The organism is Nocardia arizonensis, from assembly GCF_001310275.1.
Classification (GTDB): domain Bacteria; phylum Actinomycetota; class Actinomycetes; order Mycobacteriales; family Mycobacteriaceae; genus Nocardia; species Nocardia arizonensis.
Genome location: NZ_LGYZ01000081.1, coordinates 97,340 through 118,470, shown reverse-complemented (window position 1 = coordinate 118,470; position 21,131 = coordinate 97,340). Strand labels below are relative to the sequence as shown.

At 69.7% G+C, this 21,131-nt stretch carries 18 protein-coding genes and 3 tRNA genes; 9 read left to right on the top strand and 12 right to left on the bottom strand.

Annotated elements, in window-relative coordinates; translation table 11 throughout:
* Positions 1-23: 23 nt before the first annotated feature.
* Both APZ21_RS16090 and hemQ read left to right on the top strand, forming a co-directional pair.
* Entirely contained in the window at positions 24-1,379 is a 1,356-nt protein-coding gene (locus APZ21_RS16090; protein ID WP_054814122.1) for a protoporphyrinogen oxidase, read from the top strand.
* Positions 1,380-1,427: 48 nt separating this feature from the next.
* Positions 1,428-2,123, top strand: coding sequence for a hydrogen peroxide-dependent heme synthase (gene hemQ, locus APZ21_RS16085; protein ID WP_054814121.1), 696 nt, complete (start codon positions 1,428-1,430; stop codon positions 2,121-2,123).
* A gap of 118 nt (positions 2,124-2,241) precedes the next feature.
* On the opposite strand, the gene msrB is transcribed toward hemQ, so the two are convergent.
* The 4 genes from msrB to APZ21_RS16065 all read right to left on the bottom strand — a co-directional run bounded on the left by msrB (position 2,242) and on the right by APZ21_RS16065 (position 6,557).
* Positions 2,242-2,688 carry a peptide-methionine (R)-S-oxide reductase MsrB gene (gene msrB / locus APZ21_RS16080; protein WP_054814120.1) on the bottom strand — a complete coding sequence of 149 codons (447 nt, stop codon included), beginning with the start codon at positions 2,686-2,688 and terminating at the stop codon, positions 2,242-2,244.
* Positions 2,685-4,043, bottom strand: a complete 1,359-nt coding sequence (locus APZ21_RS16075) for a glycosyltransferase family 87 protein (RefSeq protein WP_239476659.1) — start codon at positions 4,041-4,043, stop codon at positions 2,685-2,687. Before APZ21_RS16075 ends, msrB begins: the two co-directional genes overlap by 4 nt.
* 80 nt (positions 4,044-4,123) lie before the next feature.
* Complete coding sequence (locus APZ21_RS16070; protein WP_054814119.1) at positions 4,124-5,692, bottom strand: alpha/beta hydrolase; 1,569 nt, start codon at positions 5,690-5,692, stop codon at positions 4,124-4,126.
* A 103-nt stretch (positions 5,693-5,795) separates the two neighbouring features.
* The gene (locus tag APZ21_RS16065; RefSeq protein WP_054814118.1) at positions 5,796-6,557 is read right to left on the bottom strand and encodes a pyrimidine reductase family protein; all 762 of its coding nucleotides are present in this window, start codon (positions 6,555-6,557) and stop codon (positions 5,796-5,798) included.
* Between the two features lie 35 nt (positions 6,558-6,592).
* Between APZ21_RS16065 and zapE the strand changes: the two genes are divergently transcribed.
* Positions 6,593-7,612 (top strand): cell division protein ZapE, encoded by a 1,020-nt coding sequence (gene zapE, locus APZ21_RS16060; RefSeq protein WP_054814117.1) that lies wholly within the window; start codon positions 6,593-6,595, stop codon positions 7,610-7,612.
* A 54-nt stretch (positions 7,613-7,666) separates the two neighbouring features.
* Positions 7,667-8,464 (top strand): alpha/beta fold hydrolase, encoded by a 798-nt coding sequence (locus APZ21_RS16055; protein WP_054814116.1) that lies wholly within the window; start codon positions 7,667-7,669, stop codon positions 8,462-8,464.
* On the opposite strand, the gene APZ21_RS16050 is transcribed toward APZ21_RS16055, so the two are convergent.
* Complete coding sequence (locus tag APZ21_RS16050) at positions 8,440-8,979, bottom strand: GNAT family N-acetyltransferase (protein WP_371852281.1); 540 nt, start codon at positions 8,977-8,979, stop codon at positions 8,440-8,442. The genes APZ21_RS16055 and APZ21_RS16050 overlap by 25 nt on opposite strands.
* The gene (locus APZ21_RS16045; protein WP_054814115.1) at positions 8,976-10,202 is read right to left on the bottom strand and encodes an MFS transporter; all 1,227 of its coding nucleotides are present in this window, start codon (positions 10,200-10,202) and stop codon (positions 8,976-8,978) included. The genes APZ21_RS16050 and APZ21_RS16045 overlap by 4 nt, the downstream gene beginning before the upstream one ends.
* Positions 10,203-10,415: 213 nt before the next feature.
* Between APZ21_RS16045 and APZ21_RS16040 the strand changes: the two genes are divergently transcribed.
* From APZ21_RS16040 to APZ21_RS16025, 4 genes are all read left to right on the top strand, one after another.
* The gene (locus APZ21_RS16040; RefSeq protein WP_054814114.1) at positions 10,416-11,657 is read left to right on the top strand and encodes a cytochrome P450 family protein; all 1,242 of its coding nucleotides are present in this window, start codon (positions 10,416-10,418) and stop codon (positions 11,655-11,657) included.
* 16 nt (positions 11,658-11,673) lie between these two features.
* Positions 11,674-12,990, top strand: coding sequence for a cytochrome P450 (locus tag APZ21_RS16035; RefSeq protein WP_054814378.1), 1,317 nt, complete (start codon positions 11,674-11,676; stop codon positions 12,988-12,990).
* Between the two features lie 81 nt (positions 12,991-13,071).
* Positions 13,072-14,622 carry a flavin-containing monooxygenase gene (locus APZ21_RS16030; protein ID WP_239476658.1) on the top strand — a complete coding sequence of 517 codons (1,551 nt, stop codon included), beginning with the start codon at positions 13,072-13,074 and terminating at the stop codon, positions 14,620-14,622.
* Positions 14,623-15,095: 473 nt separating this feature from the next.
* Positions 15,096-16,031, top strand: coding sequence for a LysR family transcriptional regulator (locus APZ21_RS16025; RefSeq protein ID WP_174553560.1), 936 nt, complete (start codon positions 15,096-15,098; stop codon positions 16,029-16,031).
* Positions 16,032-16,043: 12 nt separating this feature from the next.
* Here the strand turns inward: APZ21_RS16025 and APZ21_RS16020 are convergent, their stop codons facing one another.
* Entirely contained in the window at positions 16,044-17,036 is a 993-nt protein-coding gene (locus APZ21_RS16020; protein ID WP_054814112.1) for a hypothetical protein, read from the bottom strand.
* A 497-nt stretch (positions 17,037-17,533) separates the two neighbouring features.
* Here APZ21_RS16020 and APZ21_RS16015 point away from each other — a divergent pair, with 497 nt between their 5' ends.
* Positions 17,534-18,493 (top strand): hypothetical protein, encoded by a 960-nt coding sequence (locus APZ21_RS16015; protein WP_239476657.1) that lies wholly within the window; start codon positions 17,534-17,536, stop codon positions 18,491-18,493.
* Between the two features lie 15 nt (positions 18,494-18,508).
* On the opposite strand, the gene APZ21_RS16010 is transcribed toward APZ21_RS16015, so the two are convergent.
* The 5 genes from APZ21_RS16010 to APZ21_RS15990 form a co-directional block, all read right to left on the bottom strand.
* Entirely contained in the window at positions 18,509-19,717 is a 1,209-nt protein-coding gene (locus APZ21_RS16010; protein WP_239476656.1) for a sigma factor-like helix-turn-helix DNA-binding protein, read from the bottom strand.
* A gap of 167 nt (positions 19,718-19,884) precedes the next feature.
* A complete protein-coding gene (locus tag APZ21_RS36020) occupies positions 19,885-20,571 on the bottom strand; it encodes an FAD-dependent oxidoreductase (RefSeq protein WP_054814110.1) in 687 nt (228 codons plus the stop codon).
* A 126-nt stretch (positions 20,572-20,697) separates the two neighbouring features.
* Positions 20,698-20,772: transfer RNA gene (locus APZ21_RS16000), tRNA-Val, on the bottom strand.
* Position 20,773: 1 nt separating this feature from the next.
* A tRNA-Cys gene (locus APZ21_RS15995) sits at positions 20,774-20,844 on the bottom strand.
* Positions 20,845-20,898: 54 nt separating this feature from the next.
* Positions 20,899-20,971 (bottom strand) — tRNA-Gly (locus APZ21_RS15990).
* Between the last annotated feature and the right edge of the window lie 160 nt (positions 20,972-21,131).

Genomic DNA, 21,131 nt, shown 5'->3' with positions numbered 1-21,131 from the left:
TCGACGCAAGTACCGTCGGGCATATGAAGATCGCGGTTGTCGGTGGCGGTATCAGCGGATTGACGGCGGCCTACCGGTCGCGCACCCTGTTCGGCGACGAGGCCGATATCGTCGTGGTCGAGCGCGGGACGCGACTCGGCGGCATCCTGTACACCGGCGAATTGGCCGGGGAGCCGGTCGATCTCGGCGCCGAGGCGTTCGTGGGACGCCGTCCCGAGGTGCCGCGGCTGCTCGGCGAACTCGGACTCGACGATCAACTGGTCTACCCGGCCGGGCGGCGCCCGCTGATCTGGTCGGGTGGGCGCGCGCATCCGCTGCCCGCGGACACCCTCATGGGCATTCCGTCCACCGCGGAGTCGATGCGGGGACTGGTCGACGATCAGACCGTGGCGATGATCGAGGCCGAACCGCGGCGTCCGCTGGCCTGGTACGCGGAGTCCGACCTGGACGTATACGGACTGGTGGCGAGCCGATTCGGGGCACAGGTGGCCGAACGCAGCGTAGATCCGCTGCTGGGCGGGGTCTACGCGGGCAGTTCGCGTTCCATCGGCGTGCGCGCGGCGCTGCCGACGCTGGCCGCGGCTCTCGACGCGGGCGCGCCAAGTCTGACCGCCGCGGTCGCCTCGGCCCTGCCCGCGCCGTCGGACACGCCCGTCTTCGGCGGTATCCGCGACGGCTACGGCGTGCTGCTGCGCGCCCTGGAACGGCGCAGTGGCGCGCGTCTGGTCACCGCGACCGCCGCCACCGAACTGCTGAAGGTCGGCGCGGGCTGGGCGGTGGAACCCGTCGGCGCGGTGGACGCGGTGATTCTGGCGACTCCCGCGCCGGTGACCGCGCGACTGCTGCGCACCATCGCCCCCGGCGCGGCGGCGGCCGCCGCGGGCATCGAACTGTCCTCCTCGGTGGTGGTGGCCCTGTCGCTGCCCCGTGACACCGCCTTGCCGGACAACTCCGGCATCCTGGTCGCCACCGGGGAACCGCTGCGCGCCAAGGCGTTCACTCTCTCCAGTCGCAAATGGCCGCATCTGGCGGCCCGCGACACCGCCCTGGTGCGCGTCTCGTTCGGCAAGTTCGGCGACGAGGCGACACTGTCGTGGTCGGATACGGAGTTGGTCGCCGCCGCGACCGAGGATCTGGCCGCCGTGACCGGTGTCCCCATCGAACCGCTCGCGGCCGTCGTGCGGCGGTGGCCCGGTGGGCTGGCCCAGTACGCGCCCGGACATACGGACCGGGTCGCCGAGATCGAGTCGGCCGTCGCCGCCCTCGACGGTCTGGCGGTGGCGGGCGCCTACCTGCACGGGGTCGGCGTTCCGGCCTGCGTCGCCTCGGGGGAGCGGGCGGCGCACGCGATCGCGGCCCCGGCCGCTCGGATCGTTTGAAACGGCCCTCCCCGCGGCCCGGTCGGCCGCAGTGGCACGATAGGAATCATGGCGAGACTCGACTATCAGGCCCTCAATTCCACGATCCGCTACCTGATGTTCTCGGTATTCCAGGTGAAGCCGGGAGTGCTCGGGGAAGACCGCACGAAGGCCGTGGCGGACGCGCGGGCCTTCTTCGACGGACTCGCCGACCGGGACGTGGTGGTCCGCGGCATCTACGACGTGGCCGGTTTGCGCGCCGACGCCGATTTCATGATCTGGACCCACGCCGAGCGGGTCGAGGATCTCCAGGCCGCCTACGCCGATTTCCGGCGCACAACCGACCTTGGCCGCGCGAGCACCCCGGTGTGGAGCAATGTGGCGCTGCACCGGCCCGCCGAATTCAACAAGAGCCACATTCCCGCCTTCCTCGCGGGTGAGGATCCGGGCAACTACATCTGCGTCTACCCGTTCGTGCGCTCCTACGAGTGGTATCTGCTGCCCGACGAGGAGCGGCGCAAGATGCTCGCCGATCACGGCAAGGCCGCCCGCGGCTACCCGGAGGTGCGCGCGAATACGGTCAGCTCCTTCGCCCTGGGCGACTACGAGTGGATCCTTGCCTTCGAGGCTCCGGAACTGCACCGCATCGTTGATCTCATGCGCGATCTGCGGGCCACCGAGGCACGGCGGCACGTGCGCGAGGAGATCCCCTTCTACACCGGGCCGCGGGTGGAGCTCGAGGCGCTCATCGCCGCACTGCCCTGAGCCCGGGTACGGTCGGTTGCCCGGCGCACGCCCCGGCAAATCGGGGCGTGCGACGGCCACCGCACGTCCGGTAAGCTGCGCCGAAGCGCGATCGGATGTCTGCGATCAGGTCATCGGATCAGCTCGTCGCGGCGCTGTCCGAGGGGTGCAGTCGCAAGGCGATCGAGTTGATGCAGTAGCGCTTGTCCGTGGGCGTGGCGTACCCCTCACCCTCGAACACGTGGCCGAGGTGGCTGTGGCAGGTGGCGCACAGCACCTCGACACGGTGTGTTCCCAGCGAATCGTCGTCCCGCAGGATGACCGCGTCGGAGGCCGACGGGTCGAAGAACGACGGCCAGCCGCAATGCGAATCGAATTTCTCGGTGCTGCGGAACAATTCGGCGCCGCACGCGCGGCACACGTACACGCCCTCGGTCTTGGTGTCGGTGTACTCGCCGACGAACGGGCGTTCGGTCGCGGCCTCGCGCAGGACCGCGTACTCCTCGGGATCGAGTTTGGCCCGCCACTCCTGGGGCGTCAGCCGGATCTTCGGCGTGGGCAGTGACGTATCGGCGTCGGAACTCATGGCTCCACGCTAATACGTTTCTCCTGTGCGGGCGTGGCCCCATTGCGCGGCCCGGTCCGATGCGGCAGCTCGTCGAGCGCCGACCCGGGCGGCTGCGCGGCGGCGGGCTCGTCCTCGGCGGTATCGCGCGAATCCGGCGCGGTGCGCATCCACGGCGGATCGAGCAGACCCGAGGCCAGTCTGCCCTCGCGGCGCGCGGCGAGATAGCGGTCGCCGAGCACACAGAAGATCACGATGAGCAACAGCGTCCAGCCGAAGGTGATGCGCAGGTACTCGAGATTGCGCCCGACGCCCTGCCAGCGGTCCGAGAGCCATTTGTCGTAGGACATGAAGCCGAACACCGCCAGCCAGGCGGGCCAGTTGCGCATCACCGAATTGCGCAGGACCACCGACATGAGCAGCGGGAACAGCATCATCGAGTAGTACATCTGGCCGAGGCCCGCAAGCAGGAAGCTGGCGGTGAGCAGCACACCCGAGGAGGTCGTGACGAAGAACAGCTCGTCGTGGCGGTAGTACCGATACAGCAGCCACAGCGAGATCACGACCAGCGCCGCCATGGTCAGGCGCATACCCCAGGTCAGCCAGTCGGGCAGACCGTAGTAGGCGGCATTGCCGGAGATCGCGCTGTTGAAGTAGTCCCTGGTCTCCAACAGGTACGGCAGGGTACGGGTGAAGAACTGGTCGGCGTCCTTCACCAGCGGCCACGCGATCGCCGTCGTCACGACGGGCACACCGATCGCGGTGATGAAGACCTTCCACTGCCGCCGCGCCGCCGCGATGAGGATCAGCGGGGCCAGCGTGGGTTTGACCGTGATGCTCAATCCGAGGATCGCCCCCGCCCACAGATCCCGCCGTCGCAGCAACAGGTGCAGGAAGATCAGTTCGGCCAGCAGGATACAGCCGTTGACATTGGTGAACACCAGGGTGTTGATCACCGTCTCCGACATGAACATGGCCAGCAGCAGGGCGGGCGCGGCCACCGACCGCAGCGTGTAGCGGAACAAGCGCAGCAGCAGATACCAGGCCAGCAGGATCGCCACGGCGTTGAGCAGGATGAAGCACCAGCGCGACTTCTCGGGATCGATCAGCGCGAGCGGCGCGATGACCAGCGTGCCGCCGGGCGGGTAGAGGTAGTGCGGGTCGACAGAGTCGAAGTTCGCCGTGTATACCGGTCGGCCGTTGAGGAAGGCCAGCGAGGCGTTGTACACCGGCTTGAAATCGTCGGTGATGAATCCGTTGACGGCCTTGATGAGGACTCGGTTCAGCACCGTCATGATCGCGAGCGGCCACAACGCGAACTTGATCACCTCGGCGGTGGTACGAGCGGTGCGCGGCTCGAGCTGTCGAAGTAACACTGGGGCACGGTACACCGGATCGCCGTCGAATAGCTTCCCGGGGACTGCCGCGGCCCCGGACACGCGCGCCGAACGAAGTCTCAGGCGGGGCAGGCCGTACCGTCGCCGGGAAGCTTGGCCTCCTTCAGATAGGTCAGCACCGCGTTCTGCGCGCAGGAGGAGTGCGTCGACACCGGATGACCCCAGCCCTGCCAGGTCAGGGTCGAGTGCCGGGCGCCCGCCGCGCCGAGCGCACCGGTCACCGAGGCGGTGCCGCCGCTGCCCACGAGCGGATCGGCGACCCCGCCGAGCACCAGAACCGGCAGGTCGAGCTTGTCCGGCAGCGCGGGCGCCCCCATGACCGGCCACGCGGCGCATTCCATCAGGGCGATGGCCGCGGACCTGCCGAACACCGGATACTTCTGATCCCAGGTGGTGAGCAGTTCCTGCGCCTTGACCGGTGTCGGGGGCTGTTGGGTGTCGGTGCAGCGGTTGACGAACTGGCCGTCGGCCGCCGTCGCGGCGGTTTCGCGCTGGATCAGCGCGGTCAGCCTGGTCCGGTCGCCCTTGCCGGCCGCGGAGAGCGTATCGGCCAGTTCGGCGACCCGGGTGGGTTGATCGGCTCGGGGCGCGCCGAGGAAGCCGGTAATTCCGGTGAGTAAGGCGTTCGCGGAGATGTCGCCGAGACCGCCGCTCTCGGCTCGGTCGACAAGTTCGCCGACGGCCGCGCGCGGGTCGGCGCCGAGGGAGCAGCCGAGGCCGGCGCAGCGCTGGGCGAAGCCCTTGAGCGCCGCCTCCGCGCCTTGCAGCCGCTGGTCTTCGCGGGTCACGGCGTCGGTGCCGACCGGCTCGGGGGAGTCGAGGACCAGCCGGGACAGGTGGTCGCCGAATTTGCGCGCGTAGCTGAGCGCGACCTTGGCGCCGTTACCGGTTCCGAGCAGGTCGATGCGGTCGACCTGCCAGTGCTTGCGCAACTGTTCGATGTCGTCGGCGGCGTGCGGTGCGTCGAAGGTGCCCTCGTACGGTTGCAGGAAGTCACGGCAGGCGATGGTGCCGTCCTGGCTGTAGTCGGTCATCGCCTGGATCGGCTGTTTCGCGTCCGGCCCGAATTGGGCATTGTCGGCCAGCCCGCGGCGCACGCCGGGCGGCAGGCAGTCGATCGGCTGGGAGGTGCCGAGTCCACGCCGGTCGACCGCGACCACCGGCCGGTCGGCGAGCAGTGCGCCGCCGCCGACGGCGAGTCCGGCCAGTGTCGCGGTGGAGGCGCGGTCGGTGCCCGAGGTGAATACCAGCGGCGGGGCCGTGACGGGGGTCTGCTGGAGTCGCGCGCGCATGGCACCGGTGCGGAAGCTGCCGAGCACGGCGCCCGAGGCGTCGATCGGCGTGGCGAACTCGGCGCACTCCAGCACCAGCCCGGCGGGCGCGGGACCGAGGCCGAGTTGGTCCACGGTGGCGGCGGTGCAGTCGCGCCAGCTCAGATCGGTGCGCGGCACCCCGGCGGCGGGCGGCGGCGCGGGGGCGGCCGAGGTGGTGGTCGTCGCACCGCCGACGGCCGGACGTTCGACGGCGACGCCGGGACGGTCGGACGGGCCCGCACCGCAACCGGCGAGCGTGAGTGCCGTCGTGATCGACAGTGCCGAGGCCACAACGGCCGACCGAGTCCAGCGCATGCGTTACAGCCTGCCAGGTTCGCGCGGCGGTTTCACACGGCGGGCGTCGGGTGCGTCGGGCCATGGGCGCGGGGCGCGCGCGACGTGCGCCGATATCGGCGGATCAGCGCCTGGTCCACCGGGTCAGCATGGTCCCGTCCGCGTCGAGCAGGACGTGGCGGCGCTCCATCCGCCGATGGAACTCGTGGGCCGACAGCGCGATTCGGCCCGCCGAACCGCCGACCAGCACCGGTGCGATGGTCAGGCACAGTTCATCGATCGCGTCGGCTTCCAGCAGTTGGCCGAACAGGTGCGGGCCGCCCTCGCACAGCACGCGGAACAGGCCACGGTCGGCGAGGGCGCCGAGCAACCCCTTCGGCGTCACCGCGACCGCGCCCGCCTCGACGATCTGCGCACCCGCCGCGGCCAGCGCGGCGGTGTTCCGCGCGGGGGCGCTCGCGGTGGTGATGATCAGCGGCGCGACGGCGGTGTCGTGGAACAGTCGGCTGGTCGGGTCGAGTGCCGCGTTCGCGGTCACCACCGCGATGGGCGGCGGATAGCCCTCGGCGCTGCCGCCCGCGCCCCGCTCGCGCAGTACGCGGCGGCGCACCGCGTCGGTGCGCGCGCCGCCGTAGTTCTCGGCGCGCACCGTGCCCGCACCGACCAGGATCACGTCCGCGAGGTCGCGCAGCATCGTGAACACCGTGCGGTCGGCGTCGGTGCCGAGGCCGGCGGACAGATCGGCGCTGGTCGCGGCGCCGTCGATGCTGGAAACGAAATTCGCACGCACCCAGGGCAGATCGAGCGAAGAGGGGTAGGCGTACAGCTCCGCGAGGTCGTCGGGGTCCGACTCTGTGAGCTGGATCGCATTGTGGATACGCCGCATGAACCAATATCACACCACGTAATTAGGCTTCGTCCATGCAAGAACGTCTCGTCGATCGCCACCCCGAGGTTCCGGCGGATCAACTCGTCGCCCAGATGGTGCCGCCCCCGATGTTCGACGAAGTCAGTTTCGGCTCCTACATCCCCGACCCGGCGGAACCCACGCAGGCCGCGGCGGTGGGCGAGGCCGAGAACTTCGCGCGCCAGGTCGGCGAGATCCACCGCGCGGCCAACAAGAAGGGGCTGTTCGCCAGGCGCAGGCAGGTCACCGGCGCCGGGCTCTACCTGGACGGCGGCTTCGGCGTCGGCAAGACCCACCTGCTCGCCTCGATCTTCCACGACGCGCCCGCGCCCAAATCCTTCGGCACCTTCGGCGAACTCACCAATCTCGTCGGCGCGCTCGGCTTCACCAACGCCGTCGAGCGTCTCGCCCGCAACAGCGTGCTGTGCATCGACGAATTCGAACTCGACGATCCCGGCGACACCATGCTCGTGTCGCGGCTGCTGACCGAACTGTCCGGCCGCGGCGTCTCGATCGCCGCCACCTCCAACACCCTGCCCGGCCAACTCGGCGAGGGCCGTTTCGCCGCACAGGACTTCCTGCGCGAGATCAAGAAGCTCGGCTCGATCTTCGAGGCGGTGCGCGTCGACGGTCCCGACTACCGGCATCGCGATCTACCGCCCGCTCCCGCCCCGGGCGATCCGACGGCGCTGGCCGAACGGGCCGCGGCCACACCGGGTTCCACCCTCGACGATTTCGATCCGCTGCTCGCGCACCTGAGCACCCTGCACCCGTCCAAGTACGGCGCGCTGATCGCGGGCGTCACGGCGGTGTACGTGCGCGGGGTGCACGCGGTCACCGACCAGGCCGTCGCCCTGCGCATCGTGGTGCTGGCAGACCGGCTCTACGACGCGGGCGTGCCGGTCACCGTCTCCGGCGCCAAGTTGGACGAGATCTTCTCCCACGAAATGCTCGAGGGCGGATACCGCAAGAAGTATCTGCGCGCCACCTCGCGGCTGCTGGCGCTCTCGCGTTTCGAAGCGGCCACCGCCTGACCGCGGCCCTGCGGTCCGAGACCCAGCACGACGGCCACCACCTAGGATTCGGCCATGACGAAGTTCACCACCTGGGACGGGCTCGAACTCAACTACCGCGTGTGGGAGGGCGAGGGCACACCCGTCGTGTTGCAGCACGGGGTCGTCGGCGACACCAATTCCAACTGGATGAGCGTCGGGGTGGTCGGCGCGCTCCAGCGGGCGGGCCGCACGGTGGTGTCCCTGGACGCGCGCGGACACGGACGGTCGGACAAACCGCACGATCCCGGTCGGTACTCGTGGGCGGCCATGGCCGAGGACGTCCGGGCACTCTACGACGAACTGGGTCTGGAAGAGGTCGTGCAGGTCGGCTATTCGATGGGCGGGGTGATCTCGCTGCTGGTGGCCGCAGCCGACGATCGGGTGCGGCGGCTGGTCGTGGGCGGTATCGGTTCGGGCGTGATCGACTGCGGCGGTATCGATCGCCGTGCCATCGAACTCGAGTCGCTGATCGAGGCGATGCGCGACGAACCGGGTGAGGTACCGCCGCTGGCCGCGGCGTTCCGCCTGCTGGCCGACGCGGTCGGCGCCGATCGCACCGCGATCCGCGCGGTGGCCGCCGCCCTGGACGAACGCCCTGTCAGCACGCTGGCCGATATCACCGTGCCGACCCTGGTGCTGGCCGGTGACGCCGATCCGCTGGCGATCGAACCCGAACGCCTCGCCGCGGCGCTGCCCGACGGGCGCTGCACGGTGGTCTCCGGCGATCACATGATGGCCGTCATCGATCCTGAATTCGCCTCGGCCCTTGTCGATTTCGTGAAAAAGGACGGCCGGAACAGGACGGTTCAGAAGACCAGGCGCATGACGTAGTCGTCGTGCACTTGGCTGCCCACGTGGAAGGTCCTGGTGCCCACCCGCCGGAATCCGTATCGGGCGTAGAAGCGTTGGGCGCGAACGTTGTCCTGGTTGACCCCGAGCCAGACCCCGGCCGCGCCGTCCGCGCGGGCGCGGTCGAGCACGGCATGCATGAGCGCGGTCGATACGCCGCTGCCGTGGTGTCCGGGCAGCACGTACATCTTGGAGATCTCGACCACCGGACTCAGGTTCACCGCCGCGGCGACCCCGGGATCGACGGGTGCGCCCGCGTGCAGCATGGCGTATCCGACGATGTCGCCGTCCGCGACGGCCTTGAGCACGGTGCGGGTGGGGTCGGTGAGGTATTCGCCGAACCTTTCACCCGAGAGCGCCTCGGTGATGAAGATGTCGATGTCTTCGGGGGTCGCGCCGGGGGGACAGGCCAGCGGGAAGGTCGCGGCGGCAACGTCGCTGAGTGCCTCGGCGTCCCACAGTCCGGCCCGGTCGACGGTTACCGGGATGTCGCTCATATGTCCAGTACAGCACGGTCGGGCGGAGAATCGGGTGATGTCCCGACCGCGGGGCGGCGGTGGAAGGCGCCCGCCAGCGCGACCAGCGCCGCGGCGCAGACCAGGGGAACGACGAATCCGACGCGGTAGGTGAGCGCGGTGGTGATACCGCCGACCACCACGCCCGCCACCAGCGTGCCCGCATAGTTGAACAGGTTGAGCCGGGCGATGAGGGCGTCGAGCGCGGGTCCGCCGGTCGCCTCGCCCGCCTCGCTGAAGCACAGCGGGGCGATCACGCCGATGCCGAGTCCGGTGACGAGAAAGCCCGCCAGTGCGAAGCCGGGCGCCGGCGCGCACACCACCAGCGCCATCCCCGCCGCGCCGACCACCGCCACGGCGCGCACCACCGACCGCGGTCCGAATCGGCGCACCCACCGGTCGCCGACGAGCCGCGCGAGCAGCGCCGAGCCCTGATACGCCGCGAGGGCGAGCGCCCCGATGGCCGGACTCGCGCGCAGTTCGTCGGTCAGGTACAGCGCCGACCAGCTGCCGACGGAGACGTCGACGGCGAAGACCAGCGCGATGGCCATGCCGAGGGCAAGGAACAACCGGGTTCCGACAGGTGTGGACGCCGACGATCCGCCATCCGGTGACTCCGCGGGAGCGGCTTCGGCCGCGCCGCGATCCAACAGCCACGGCCCCAGCGCGAGGCCGACCGCGAGCACCAGCCCCGCCGCGCCGAGCAGCGAGGGCCGCAACCCGATATCCAGCGATTCGGTCCCCGCCACGTACAGCGCACCGCCGATCGACCCCGCGCTCCACGCCGCGTAGAACGACGCCAGGATGAACGTGCCGTACCCGTGCTGGATGAACACCGCCTGCATGTTCGCGCTCGCGTCGACCATGCCGAGTGCCACGCCGTAGCAGCCGAGGCTCACCAGCAGCACCGCGGTATCGGGGGCGAAGGCGACCGCGCAGCCGGTCACCGTGACGAGCAGCAGTCCGAGGCGCAGGGTCGTGCGGCTGGAGCGGCGCAACGCGATCCGCTCGGCGAGGACGCTGCCCCCGCCCGCCAGCACCGAGGCGAGCAGGATGCCCGCGGCGATGGTGCCGTCGGAGAGCCCGAACTTCTCCTGCTGCTGGGGCAGGTGGCTGAGGATCACGGCGAAGAAGAAGCCCTGCATCCCGAAGGCGAGCGAGTCCGCGATCCGGGCTCGCCGCAGGTCGGGGACTGTCACACGCATCCAAGGAGAGTAGCCGGGTACGGGTTGTGGCCGAATCGGGGGAACCGTGCCAGTATCGATGTGGCCGGATCGACCGAGGGCACAACGGTTTTCGATCCGGCGGTTTCACCCCCCGCGGCGATGTCGACGGCGCACGGCGCGGATTCCGCAGCGGGGAGCACGTGATGGAGATCGTGCGGGGGGCTCGGTCGTGACTCGGGAAGGCTCGTCGAGATGAAACGTCTGCCGCCGGATTTCTTCCGTGCGCCGTATGACTACTACGCCGCGCTGCGGGCCGACGCCGCGGTGCATCCGATCGAATTCCGCACCGGCGTGCGCGCCTGGCTGGTGGTGAGCTACGAGGCGGCTCGCCAAGTCCTGCGCGACCCCACGGTCCGCAAGGATCCGCATACCGACACGGGTAGGCGGGCGCGCGCCGACGGCGGCGGGCAGAGCGGAATCACCGCGGTCAATTCGCGGCTGTCCCACCATCTGCTCAATACCGACCCGCCGCGGCATTCGCGGCTGCGGCGGGTGGTGACCCCGGCCTTCGCCCCGGCCCGCGTCGAGGCGTTGACGCCCCGCGTCGAGGCTATCGCCGAATCGCTGCTCGATCGGATGTCCGAAAGCGGTGCGGGTCCGGTGGATCTGATGGCCGAATTCGCATTTCCGCTGCCCATCACCGTCATCTGCGAAATGCTCGCCGTTCCGCTCGCCGATCGTGAAATGTTTCGCGAGTGGTCGTCGGTCGTCTCCGACACCGCCATGTCCGACGCGGCCGAGATGCGCCGCACCACCGACGCCATAGTCGACTATTTCGAGGCGCTGATCGCCACGCGCCGGGCCGAAGGGCTCGGCGCGGATCTGCTGTCGGATCTGCTGGCCACCTCGGGCGACGAGGACGGACTCACCGATGACGAGGTGCTGTCGATGGCCTTCGTCATCCTGGTGGCAGGTCACGAGACCACGGTCAACCTGATCGGCAATACCGTGCTCACACTCCTGTCGGAGCCTTCGCGGTACCGGGCGCTGGCCGCTCGGCCGGAGGGGGCGCCCGCACTGGTGGAGGAGATGCTGCGCTACGACGGCCCGGTGAACATGGCCACCATGCGCTACACCACCGAGCCGATCAGGGTGGACGGTGTGGAGATCCCCGCGGGCGAGCTGGTTCTGGTCGCGCTGGGGTCGGCCGATCACGACGAGCGGCGTTTCGCGGGCGCGAGCGATTTCGATCCGGCCCGTGACGCGGGCGGTCACATCGCCTTCGGGCACGGCATCCACTTCTGTCTCGGTGCGGGATTGGCCCGCCTCGAAGCCCGAATCGCCCTGACCGCGCTGGTCCGGCGATTCCCCGACCTGCGTTTGGCGGTGCGGGCCGACGATATCCACTGGCGTGAGAGCGTATTGTTCCGCGGTGTGCGCGACCTGCCGGTGGACCTCATCGCGGTCGCCGCGCACACTGATGCCGGGGCGTGAACATCCGGGAGAGGCGATGACGGCCGACACGATAAGTCCTTATCCGCCGGGGCCGCCGCTGCCCGCGGCCTTACAAACCGTCCTCTACCTGCGTAGACGTGCGATAGTGCTGCCGGTGCTCCGCCGCCGCTACGGTGCGGTCTTCTCCATTCGCATACCGCCGTTCTCCGATCGCGCCGTGGTGTTCTCGCGTCCCGAGCACATCAAGGAGATCTTCGCCGGCGACCCGCGGACCATGCACGCGGGCGAGGCGAACAACATCCTGCGGCCCCTGATGGGAACGCATTCGGTGCTGCTCACCGACGAGTCCGAGCACGCCCGCGCGCGCCGACTGCTCATGCCCGCCTTCACCGGGACGGCGCTGCGCGATTACCGGACGCTGGTCTCCGCGATCGCGGCCGCCGAAGCCGAACGCTGGCGTCCCGGTGCCACCGTGCCCGCCCTCGACCGGATGAACGCGCTGACCCTCGAGGTCATCATGCGCGTGGTATTCGGCGTCACCGACGAGCGGACCCGGGCCGAGCTGGCGCCGCGGCTGCATCGGGTGGTCACCATCACCCCGGTGCAGTACGCCGGATTGCGCGTGGGCGTGCGGCGAATACCGCCGTGGCGGGGCTTCCGACGCAATCTGACCGCCATCGACGAACTGCTGTACCGCGAGATCGCCGCGCGCAGGCGCGCACCCGACCTGGCCGACCGCACCGATGTGCTCTCGCGCATGCTCCAGGTCGGCGCCGGATCCGGCGAGGAGCCGTTGAGCGACGCCGAACTGCGCGACCAGCTCATCACCCTGCTGCTGGCCGGACACGAGACCACCGCGGCGGCGCTGTCCTGGGCGCTGTACGAACTTGCCGTCGACCCGCAAGCTCAGCACGAGGCGGCGCGCGCCGCGGCGAACGGTGACGACGACGTGCTCGAAGCGGTCGTCAAGGAGGCCATGCGACTGCGCACGGTGATCCCCGCCGCGGTGCGCAGGCTCACCAGGGACACCACGGTCGGTGGGTGGCGCCTGCCCGCGGGCACCACGGTCAGTTGCTCGATACTGCTGGCGCACCGCGATCGCGACAACTTCGCCGATGCCGAGGTCTTCCGCCCTGGGCGTTTCCTGGACGGCTCGGTCGAGCCGAACACCTGGCTGCCCTTCGGCGGCGGCGCGCGCCGGTGCATCGGCGCCGGATTCTCGCTGATGGAAGCAACCGAGGTGCTGCGGGAAGTCCTGACCAGGCATGTTCTCACTCCGGCCGACGCCGCACCCGAACGTTTGCGGGTGCGCAACATCACGACGGTTCCGGCGCGGCGGGCGCGCGTCGTGGTCACCCCGCGTGCGCGCTAGGCGTTCACGGGGGACGACGGGCTCGGATCCGGCGAAATCCGGTGCGCCGGCTTTGCGACACCGCGCGGGCGGGTAATCTCGATGCCCATGACAAGCGGGAACCGCATCGCGATCGTAGGTGCGGGCATTGCAGGCCTCGCCTCCGCGAAGGTGTTGAGCCGGGAAGGTTTTCCGATCGAGGTGTTCGACAGGACACCCGATGTCGGCGGCGTATGGAGTATCACGCGGCGCTATCCGGGTCTGCGGACCCAGAATTCGAAGCGGACCTACCGCTTCTCGGACCTTCCCATGCCCGACGACTATCCCGACGTGCCGGACGGCGCGCAGATGCAGGCGTACCTCCAGGGGTATGTCGAGCACTTCGGTCTGCGCGAGAGCCTGCGGCTCGACACCGAGGTGGTGGCCGCCGACCCGGTCGACAGCGGGTGGCTGCTCGAGGTCAGGGATCACACCGGGGTGCACCGGACCTCGTGCGACCACCTGATCGTCGCCAACGGCGTCTTCAGCGATCCCGCGATTCCCGATTTCCGCGGCGCGGACCTGTACCAGGTGGGCGGCGGACAACTGCTGCACACCTCGAACTTCCACGATCTCGAGGCCGTGCGCGGCCGGACCGTCCTCGTCGTCGGCTATGGCAAGTCGGCCTGCGATGTCGCCGAGGCCGTCAGTCACGTGGCCGCCTCCACCAGGGTGGTGGCGCGGCGGCTGCACTGGAAGATGCCGCGCAAACCCGGTCTGCGCCAGGATTACGAACGGCTCATCCTGACCCGTTCGGGCGAGGCGCACTTCCGCTACCAGCGCCTCGGGCGCGCCGAGCGACTGCTGCACGGTGCGGGCCGCTCCTTCCGCGACAGCAACTTCGACGTATTGCGTGAACTGGCGACCAAGCGGATGATGCTGCGCGAACTCGGTCTGGTACCCCAGGGCCGGTTCGAGGAGATCGCGCAGAGCGGCGCCTCGCTGACCACCGAGGGTTTCTACGAGCAGGTCCGCGATGGGCGGATCGTCGTGCACCGCGACACCACGATCGTCGACATGCTCAGCACCAAGGCCGGACCGGCGGTCGACCTGTCCGACGGGCAGCGGGTGCAGGCCGATGTCGTGCTGTGTGCGACCGGATTCCACCAGCGCGTGCCCTTCCTCACCCCCTATATCCAACGCAGGCTCACCGACGAGAACGGCAATTTTCGCCTGTACCGGCACATTCTCCCGGTCGAGGTGCCGAATCTGAGTTTCGCGGGCTACAACTCGTCGTTCCTGAGCGCGCTCGGCGCGGAGGTCGGCGCACACTGGACCGCGGCGATGCTGCGCGGGCGCATCGAGTTGCCGCCGCCGGAGCAGATGGCGGCCGAGGTCGACGAGCGGCTGCGATGGATGCAGATGGGCACCGACGGCCACCACGCCCACGGCACGGCCATCACCCCGTTCGCCATCCACAATATCGATGACATGCTGCGTGACATGAAGTTCCGGCTTCCGCTGCGCACCCGTTTGGCCCAGTGGTTCCTACCGGTCAAGCCGTCGTCGTACCGGGGACTGGGGGCACGGTCGCAGTCCGAGCCGCCGCGGCAGCCGGATCGTCCGCGGGCCGAGACGCTGGAGCCGCATCGGTCCGCCGCCGATCTCGGCTGATTCTCTCGCGGGTCGGGTGTTGGTGAATTCCCTGTGCGGTAGGGGTTTCGCGCGCGCTCGGACTCGTCGCGTCGTCCCGGCCGCCTCGAGTCACGTCGCCGGACCGAGTTCTGTACGACCGTCCCATATCGGTTTCCTGAGCGCGCTCGGTCGATGAGCGGTCGTTTCTCCGGCTCGCGCCCGTCCGCGCCGACAGGCTCACCGCGCGCGGACACTGCGTGTACGACAGAATGTCGGAGACCCCCGGGGTGAGGGTGCCTGCCCCGATGCCGGAAGATAGCCGACAAACGGGTGTATCGCGTCGCGATTCGAGTTCGGCGGTCTTGGCGGGGAATTCACCTACGGGTCTCCCGGCCGAAATCGAGAATTCCCGTTCGCGCCGCGGTCGGATGTCAACGTCCATCGCGACACGCCCACGGGTTATCGGGGATGCAATGGTAGAGCTCGACGATTCCATTGGTGATAATCCAGAAGTGGCGACGTTGGATATGAATCTGCTGGTGGCACTGGACGCACTGCTGGAGACGAGCAGTGTGACCAAGGCCGCCCAACGGCTCGATACCTCCGCGCCCGCCATGAGCCGAACCCTGGCCAAATTGCGGCGGGTGCTCGGCGATCCGCTTCTCGTCCGAGCCGGGCGCAACCTCGTGCCGACCCCGCGCGCGCTCGAGATGCGCTACGACGTGAGCGCGCTCGTGCGGCAGGGGCGGGAGTTGCTGAGCCCGCCCGGCGAATTGGATCCATCACGATTGAAGCGATCCTTCGCGGTGCGGGCGGGCGACACCGTGCACACCGAACTCGTCGCGCCGCTGCTGTCGGCGGTCCGCACGCAGGCGCCCGGCGTCACCCTGAACATCCGACCCGACGCACCCGAGGACATCGCCGCCCTCCGCGACGGCCGGGTCGACATCGAGGTCGGCGTCATCGAGCGCACCGACCCCGAGACCACTGTGCAGCGGATCTTCGGCGATCGCGTGCACGGCGTCGCCGCACCGGATCATCCGCTGATCACCGAGCGCGTGACCGTCGCGCGCTTCGCCGCGGCCTCCCATCTGGCCGTCTCGCGCCACGGCCGCGCGCACGGACCCATCGACGACCGGCTGGCCTTACACGGCCGCACCCGCCGCGTGGTGGCGACCGTCCCCGATCTGACGACGGCCCTGCTCGCGGTGCGCTCCGGCGACGTCGTCTGTCCCGCACCGGCTCATCTGAGCCGTTCGGCCGTGGCGGCGCTGGGTTTACGCACCTTCGACATACCGCTGCCGCTGCCCGAGGTGCCGGTCTCCATGGCATGGCATCCGCGTCACGGCGCCGACAGCGGACACCGGTGGTTACGCGAATCGATACGGACCTTACTCACCCCGCCCGTCGACTCCGAGCGACCGAACGGCAGGCGGCGACGTCGATGAGACCGCCGAGGCTCAGGCGGGCATCTCGCCTGCCGCGCCGAGCGGGCGGCCGAAGGGGCCGTTGGGATTGCGCTTGAGTTCGTCGAGCATGGCCTGCAACTTGTCGACGTGCGCGTTGTCCTCGATGGTTGGGCGATGCGCGCCGTTGGTCTCCGGTTCGGTATGCGCGGCGGTGAGACCGGAGTCCGCGCGGCCGTTGAGGTTCGGTGCGGATATCTCCACGCGGCCGTTGGGGCTGGTCGGGGTGTCCAGGCGTTCCGCGCGCCGCCCGTAGTCCATGCCGAGCGGACCGGCGGGCGCGGTATCGGCGACCGGCACCGGCTCGTAGCGCGGGGTGAAGGTGTCCGCGGCCTGCGCCTCCACCCGCGGCGCGGGATCGGACGCGGGCGGTTCGACCCAATCGTGCAGTGCGGGCGGTACCGGGGGCATCAGCCGCTCGGCGGTCGCCTCCTGCGCGCTCGCCACGACCTGTTCCGCGCTCTCGGCGTGGGCGCCTGCCGGCGTTTCGGCCCGTTCGCCGCGATTGGCCGCGGCGCGCGGCAGGCGGCGTTCGCGGGCGGTCGCCGCGGCGGAGGTGTCGCGGACCGGGAGCGGGTTCTCGGTGCGGGTGGGCAGGTCCTGTTCGGCGCGTTCCGCGAGTTCGCGCCGTTCGGCCCGGGTCGGCGGCTGCGGTCGAGTGCCGACGTCGGCGCGCGGGGCGCGCGCGGCGGGCGGCGCGACCGGATCGGGCGCGCGGGGCGGGGCGGGCTCGGACGGGGCCGGGGCGCGCACCGCGCCCGAGGTCACGGATTCGAGACGGGTGTCCAACGCGGCCACATGCTGTTCGGTACGGAACGCCCAGGCTTCGATCTTCGCCAAGCGGACCGCGAGGCTGCCGTCGTCGGCGCCCTCCGCATCGACCCGGGCCGCCACGGCATCCAACTTGTCGCTGACCTCACGCAGGATCCGCGCGATGCCGGACAAGATCGCGCCGATCGACTCGGCGTCGCGCTGGCCGTGCTCCATCCGTACCTTCTTCCCCGTCGCTGCCCGGACTCCGCCGTGGCCGGCCGCGATTCTATCCGTCAACCCGCCGGTGCGCGGCATGAGAGTTCCGTTCTCGTAGCACCGTCGGTTCGGTCGTCGACCGTTCGCCGCGCCGCGCGCGAAGGCCGTGTCGCCGAGATGGTCCGAGGGTAGGCGCGCCCCGGTTCGGCCGACGGCGCGGGGGGAGGTTCGCGGCGGTGGTCAGCGTCGATCGGGCACGAGGCAGCCGCGCGGACGTGTCCCACGGATTGGCGACAAAGATCAATTCGGCGGAATTACTGTGGCGATACTCTCGCATGTCGCTACGAATTCCCTTGTGATGCATTACACATCGCCTGGTGGAGACCTGATACGGGCGCGATGGCGCGCGCGGGCGCGGGGTATACGGGGCTGGCGAGCGGAGGCGCGACGGCGCACTCTTGATCTATGGCGCCGGTCGCGAGACCGTCGGTGGTATGGGCTAGGGGTGTGATCGCGTGAGGACTCGGCAGCGAGCGGATCAGACTTGTGGGCGTCGGGCGGTGCTCGCCGAACTGGGGATCGGGGAGCTGACGGCCGAAGAACCGGCCGTGGCGGGCGGAGCCCAGTCCCGCTACAGCTGTCACTGCCCGGAATGCGCTGCGGCGCAATGGGATATCCAGCGGCTCAAGTACTGGATATGCGGGCGCCTGCTGGCCTTCGGTGCCGAGACCGCCGAGGTCGACCAGCGGGTCGGCATTCACCGCGTCGACATCCTGTGGACGGCGGGGGAGCGCCGCTACGCCATCGAGGTCCGCGGTGGGCCGCTGGACCGGGCGCTGGCGCGCGAACACACCGCGCGCCTGCGGGAGGCGGGTTGCGACGGCGTGCTGTGGCTGTGTCAACCGGGATACTGGGTACCGCATCTGCCCGCGCTCGGAATCGCCGACTTCGCGCCGCCCGCCTGCGACTACCTCGCGGAGAGCGGCATGCTCGACGCCGGGAACAGCGCGCTGGCGGTGCCGCGCCGCGCCCCCTTCGAACTGCGGGAGTTCCTCGAGGGCTGGGTGAAGGGCTGGATCGTCTGGGGCTATCGTGACGAGTTGACGGGAGGCTGGGCAACCGTGCAGGACTGGGAGCATCACACGAGGACACAGGCCGTGGTCATCGCCCGTCAGCGCCAGGAGCTGGTCAACCAGCGCACCGCACTCGCGCTGTCGCGAAAGTCGGTGCGCGACAAGCAGAAACAGGTCATGAAACTGGCCGCCCGGTTGGAGCGGGCGGAATTCGACGCCCAGAAGCAGGCCGATTCACTGGCCGCGGTGAGCCGCAAACTCGCCGATCACCATCGCGTCGACGCCACCCTGCGCGCCACCATCTCCCGTTTGCAGCAGACCATCGGCCATTGGCAGTTGGTGACCTATTGCGCCATGCTGCTGATCCTCACCTTCGTCGCGGGCGCGATGGTGGTGCGGTGAAGCATCGGTGACGCTCTAGTCCGTGCGCGCCGCGTCGGCCCGCAGGACGAACGGCGCGCGGTCCCAGCGCCAGTCGTTGCGCAGGACAAGGGCGATGAGGTCGAGCAGGTCGAAGTCGAGTTCGGCGGCGAGGGCGCGCAACTCGGGCCAGAACACCGGTCCGCGGGTCAGCGATTCCCGCAGCCGCCGCTCCACCTCGGGTTCGACCGGACGTTCGGCGAGTGCGGTGCCGCTGCCCGTCCACAGCAGCCACCCCCAACCGTTGGCGTGCGCGCGCTCGCGGGCCGCGGTCGCTGCGGCGCGGCGCACGTGGAATCCGATATGCCCCAACGGTTGGACTTCGATCAGAACCGCGCGCCCGTCGGTGAGGCGGGCCACCACGCTCGGGTAGGCGGTGCGTCGCACACCGTCGATTTCGTAATCGACCGCCAGCGGCGTCTCTCGGAAGGTGTCGACGAGTTCGCTCGCGGTGAGCGCCTGGAGCAGCCGCGCCTCGAGTGCCGAGTCGAAGGCCACCTCCCGGCCCACCTTGTCGAGGTAGAAGCGGGCGCGGGCGTCGTCGTCACCGTCGACCGTGCGCGCCGAGGCGGCGGGCAGCGGTGCGGGCGTTCCGTTCGCGGGCCACTCGACACCCGCGAGCAGTGAGCCGAACGCGTCGGTGCCCTGCGCCCGGTGCAGTTTCGCCAGCCGGTGTCTGGTCTTCTTCTGCCAGACCATGATTCGCTGCATGACGTAGCCCGCGACGCGCCGCGCGTCCTCCGGGGCGTGCCCGGCCAGCCGCAGCTTCAGATAGGCCAGCTCGTTCGCGGCCAGATCGGTGTCGGTGGCATAGGTCTCGATCAACAGCGCCCGCACCAGCGGTTGATCCCGGGCGTCGAGCGGATAGCGTTCGGCGAACACCCGCGCGGACCGGTGTCCGGTGATCGCCGCATCGCGCAGCATTTGCCCGACCGCCCGGGTGTGCAACTGCCGCACCCGATCCCGCGCCAGATCGAAGCGTGCCCCGATACGGGCGAGCGTCTCCGGTCGTTCCCCCGAGATCCCCAACCGCAGCGCCACGATATCGGCATCGCGGCGCCGTCGCCGACCCTGCGCCTCGACCAGTTCCCCCAGCAGTTCGTTGATCTCCTCCAACCCGAACGAGACATCCGCGGCGACATCGTCGAGCAGTTCCACGTCCTCCGCGCCCCGCTCCACCATCACATACCGCCCCTGTCTCGACACCCGGCCACCATCAGCGCAGACTAACCCCGTCCACCGACACCGACCCGCACGCGCGCCCTATCCGGGCTCGACCGTCCGATTCCCGGAGCTCGCTCGCGGGGCTGGTCGAGACGTTGGTCGACCCACCGATACCCGATGCCGTTCCCGCGCACCGAGAGCTGCCTGCCTCAGCCGGTGATCTCGGTGGCGGCGCGGAGGCCGGAGTCGTAGGCGCCGTGGACTGTGCCGAACGAGCGGCGGTCGGTGGCTTCGCCGGCGAAGTGGACGCGGTCATCGAAATAAAGGCTCGACAACTCCTCGATGCTGCCGGAGTACTCGTGCTCGTAGTCGTTGAGCACCGACGCCACCAACGCCTTGTCGGATTTCGAGAGGGCCGACCAGTTCACGGCGGGCTCGGCGGTCGACCGCAGTGACACATCCGGCGTCTCGTCCTCGGCGTCGTCCTGGGCGGTGATGAGGGCTTCGGCAATGCTGCCGCGAAACTGCTCGATCCGCTCGGCGGTGTCCTCGTCGATGCGGTGGCCGTCGGTGCCGTACACGGTGTTGTTCTCGGCGTCGGTGGGCACCGTCCGCGCGCCCGCTTCGCGCGCGAGGTCGGCGATCGGGTTACCGTCGACGCCGTGGATCCGGGACGCACCCAGATCGACCGGGGCATCGGGCCACCGGGTTGAGGTCAGGATCCGCCCGCCGATGCGGTCGCGCGCCTCGAGGACCACCACATCCTGGCCTCGATCGGCCAGCGTGCGCGCCGCGGCCAAACCGGCGATCCCGGCGCCGACGACGATCACCGTGCGCCGCGCGCCCGCCGTAGGGGCGGCGGTGTGGTCGTTGTCGCAGGCCGCGGCGGCGAGCAACGCCAGTGCGGACAGTCCGCTTGTCTGTAGGAATCGGCGACGGTCACCCTGTGTGTTCGGTGGCCGAAAACAGTGAAAGGCACCATCCGAGTTTCCTCGAAAAGTGCCTCTGAACTGGTACTACGATGGTGCGCGATACTGGGATTGAACCAGTGACCTCTTCCGTGTCAGGGAAGCGCTCTCCCGCTGAGCTAATCGCGCGAGGTGGAGACGGGAATCGAACCCGTGTGCACGGCTTTGCAGGCCGTTGCCTCACCACTCGGCCACTCCACCGTGCGAAGGGGGAAGGCAGTTGTTTCTGCTGTATCCGCCAAGCCCTACCTTTCGAGCGGATGACGGGATTCGAACCCGCGACCCTCACCTTGGCAAGGTGATGCGCTACCAGCTGCGCTACATCCGCATTCGCACCGCGGGCTCCGTCCGAGGCTCCCTGGTGCGAGACAGAACATTAGCGGACGCTCGGTGAAAGGTACAAATCCGCTGGTAGAACGGGTGGGAACCGATATGTGACGCATGTGGCCGCAGTGGCGCCTGCTGACAATCCACCCGATTCACCCGAC

Excerpts from the sequence above, each read along its gene's own strand:
- APZ21_RS16070 (WP_054814119.1), bottom strand. The coding sequence starts at position 5,692 with ATGCGCTGGACTCGGTCGGCCGTTGTGGCCTCGGCACTGTCGATCACG.
- APZ21_RS16030 (WP_239476658.1), top strand. The coding sequence starts at position 13,072 with ATGCCCATGACAAGCGGGAACCGCATCGCGATCGTAGGTGCGGGCATT.
- APZ21_RS16090 (WP_054814122.1), top strand. The coding sequence starts at position 24 with ATGAAGATCGCGGTTGTCGGTGGCGGTATCAGCGGATTGACGGCGGCC.
- APZ21_RS16035 (WP_054814378.1), top strand. The coding sequence starts at position 11,674 with ATGACGGCCGACACGATAAGTCCTTATCCGCCGGGGCCGCCGCTGCCC.
- APZ21_RS16055 (WP_054814116.1), top strand. The coding sequence starts at position 7,667 with ATGACGAAGTTCACCACCTGGGACGGGCTCGAACTCAACTACCGCGTG.
- APZ21_RS16065 (WP_054814118.1), bottom strand. The coding sequence starts at position 6,557 with ATGCGGCGTATCCACAATGCGATCCAGCTCACAGAGTCGGACCCCGAC.
- msrB (WP_054814120.1), bottom strand. The coding sequence starts at position 2,688 with ATGAGTTCCGACGCCGATACGTCACTGCCCACGCCGAAGATCCGGCTG.
- zapE (WP_054814117.1), top strand. The coding sequence starts at position 6,593 with ATGCAAGAACGTCTCGTCGATCGCCACCCCGAGGTTCCGGCGGATCAA.
- APZ21_RS16050 (WP_371852281.1), bottom strand. The coding sequence starts at position 8,979 with ATGAGCGACATCCCGGTAACCGTCGACCGGGCCGGACTGTGGGACGCC.
- hemQ (WP_054814121.1), top strand. The coding sequence starts at position 1,428 with ATGGCGAGACTCGACTATCAGGCCCTCAATTCCACGATCCGCTACCTG.
- APZ21_RS16040 (WP_054814114.1), top strand. The coding sequence starts at position 10,416 with ATGAAACGTCTGCCGCCGGATTTCTTCCGTGCGCCGTATGACTACTAC.
- APZ21_RS16020 (WP_054814112.1), bottom strand. The coding sequence starts at position 17,036 with ATGGAGCACGGCCAGCGCGACGCCGAGTCGATCGGCGCGATCTTGTCC.
- APZ21_RS16045 (WP_054814115.1), bottom strand. The coding sequence starts at position 10,202 with ATGCGTGTGACAGTCCCCGACCTGCGGCGAGCCCGGATCGCGGACTCG.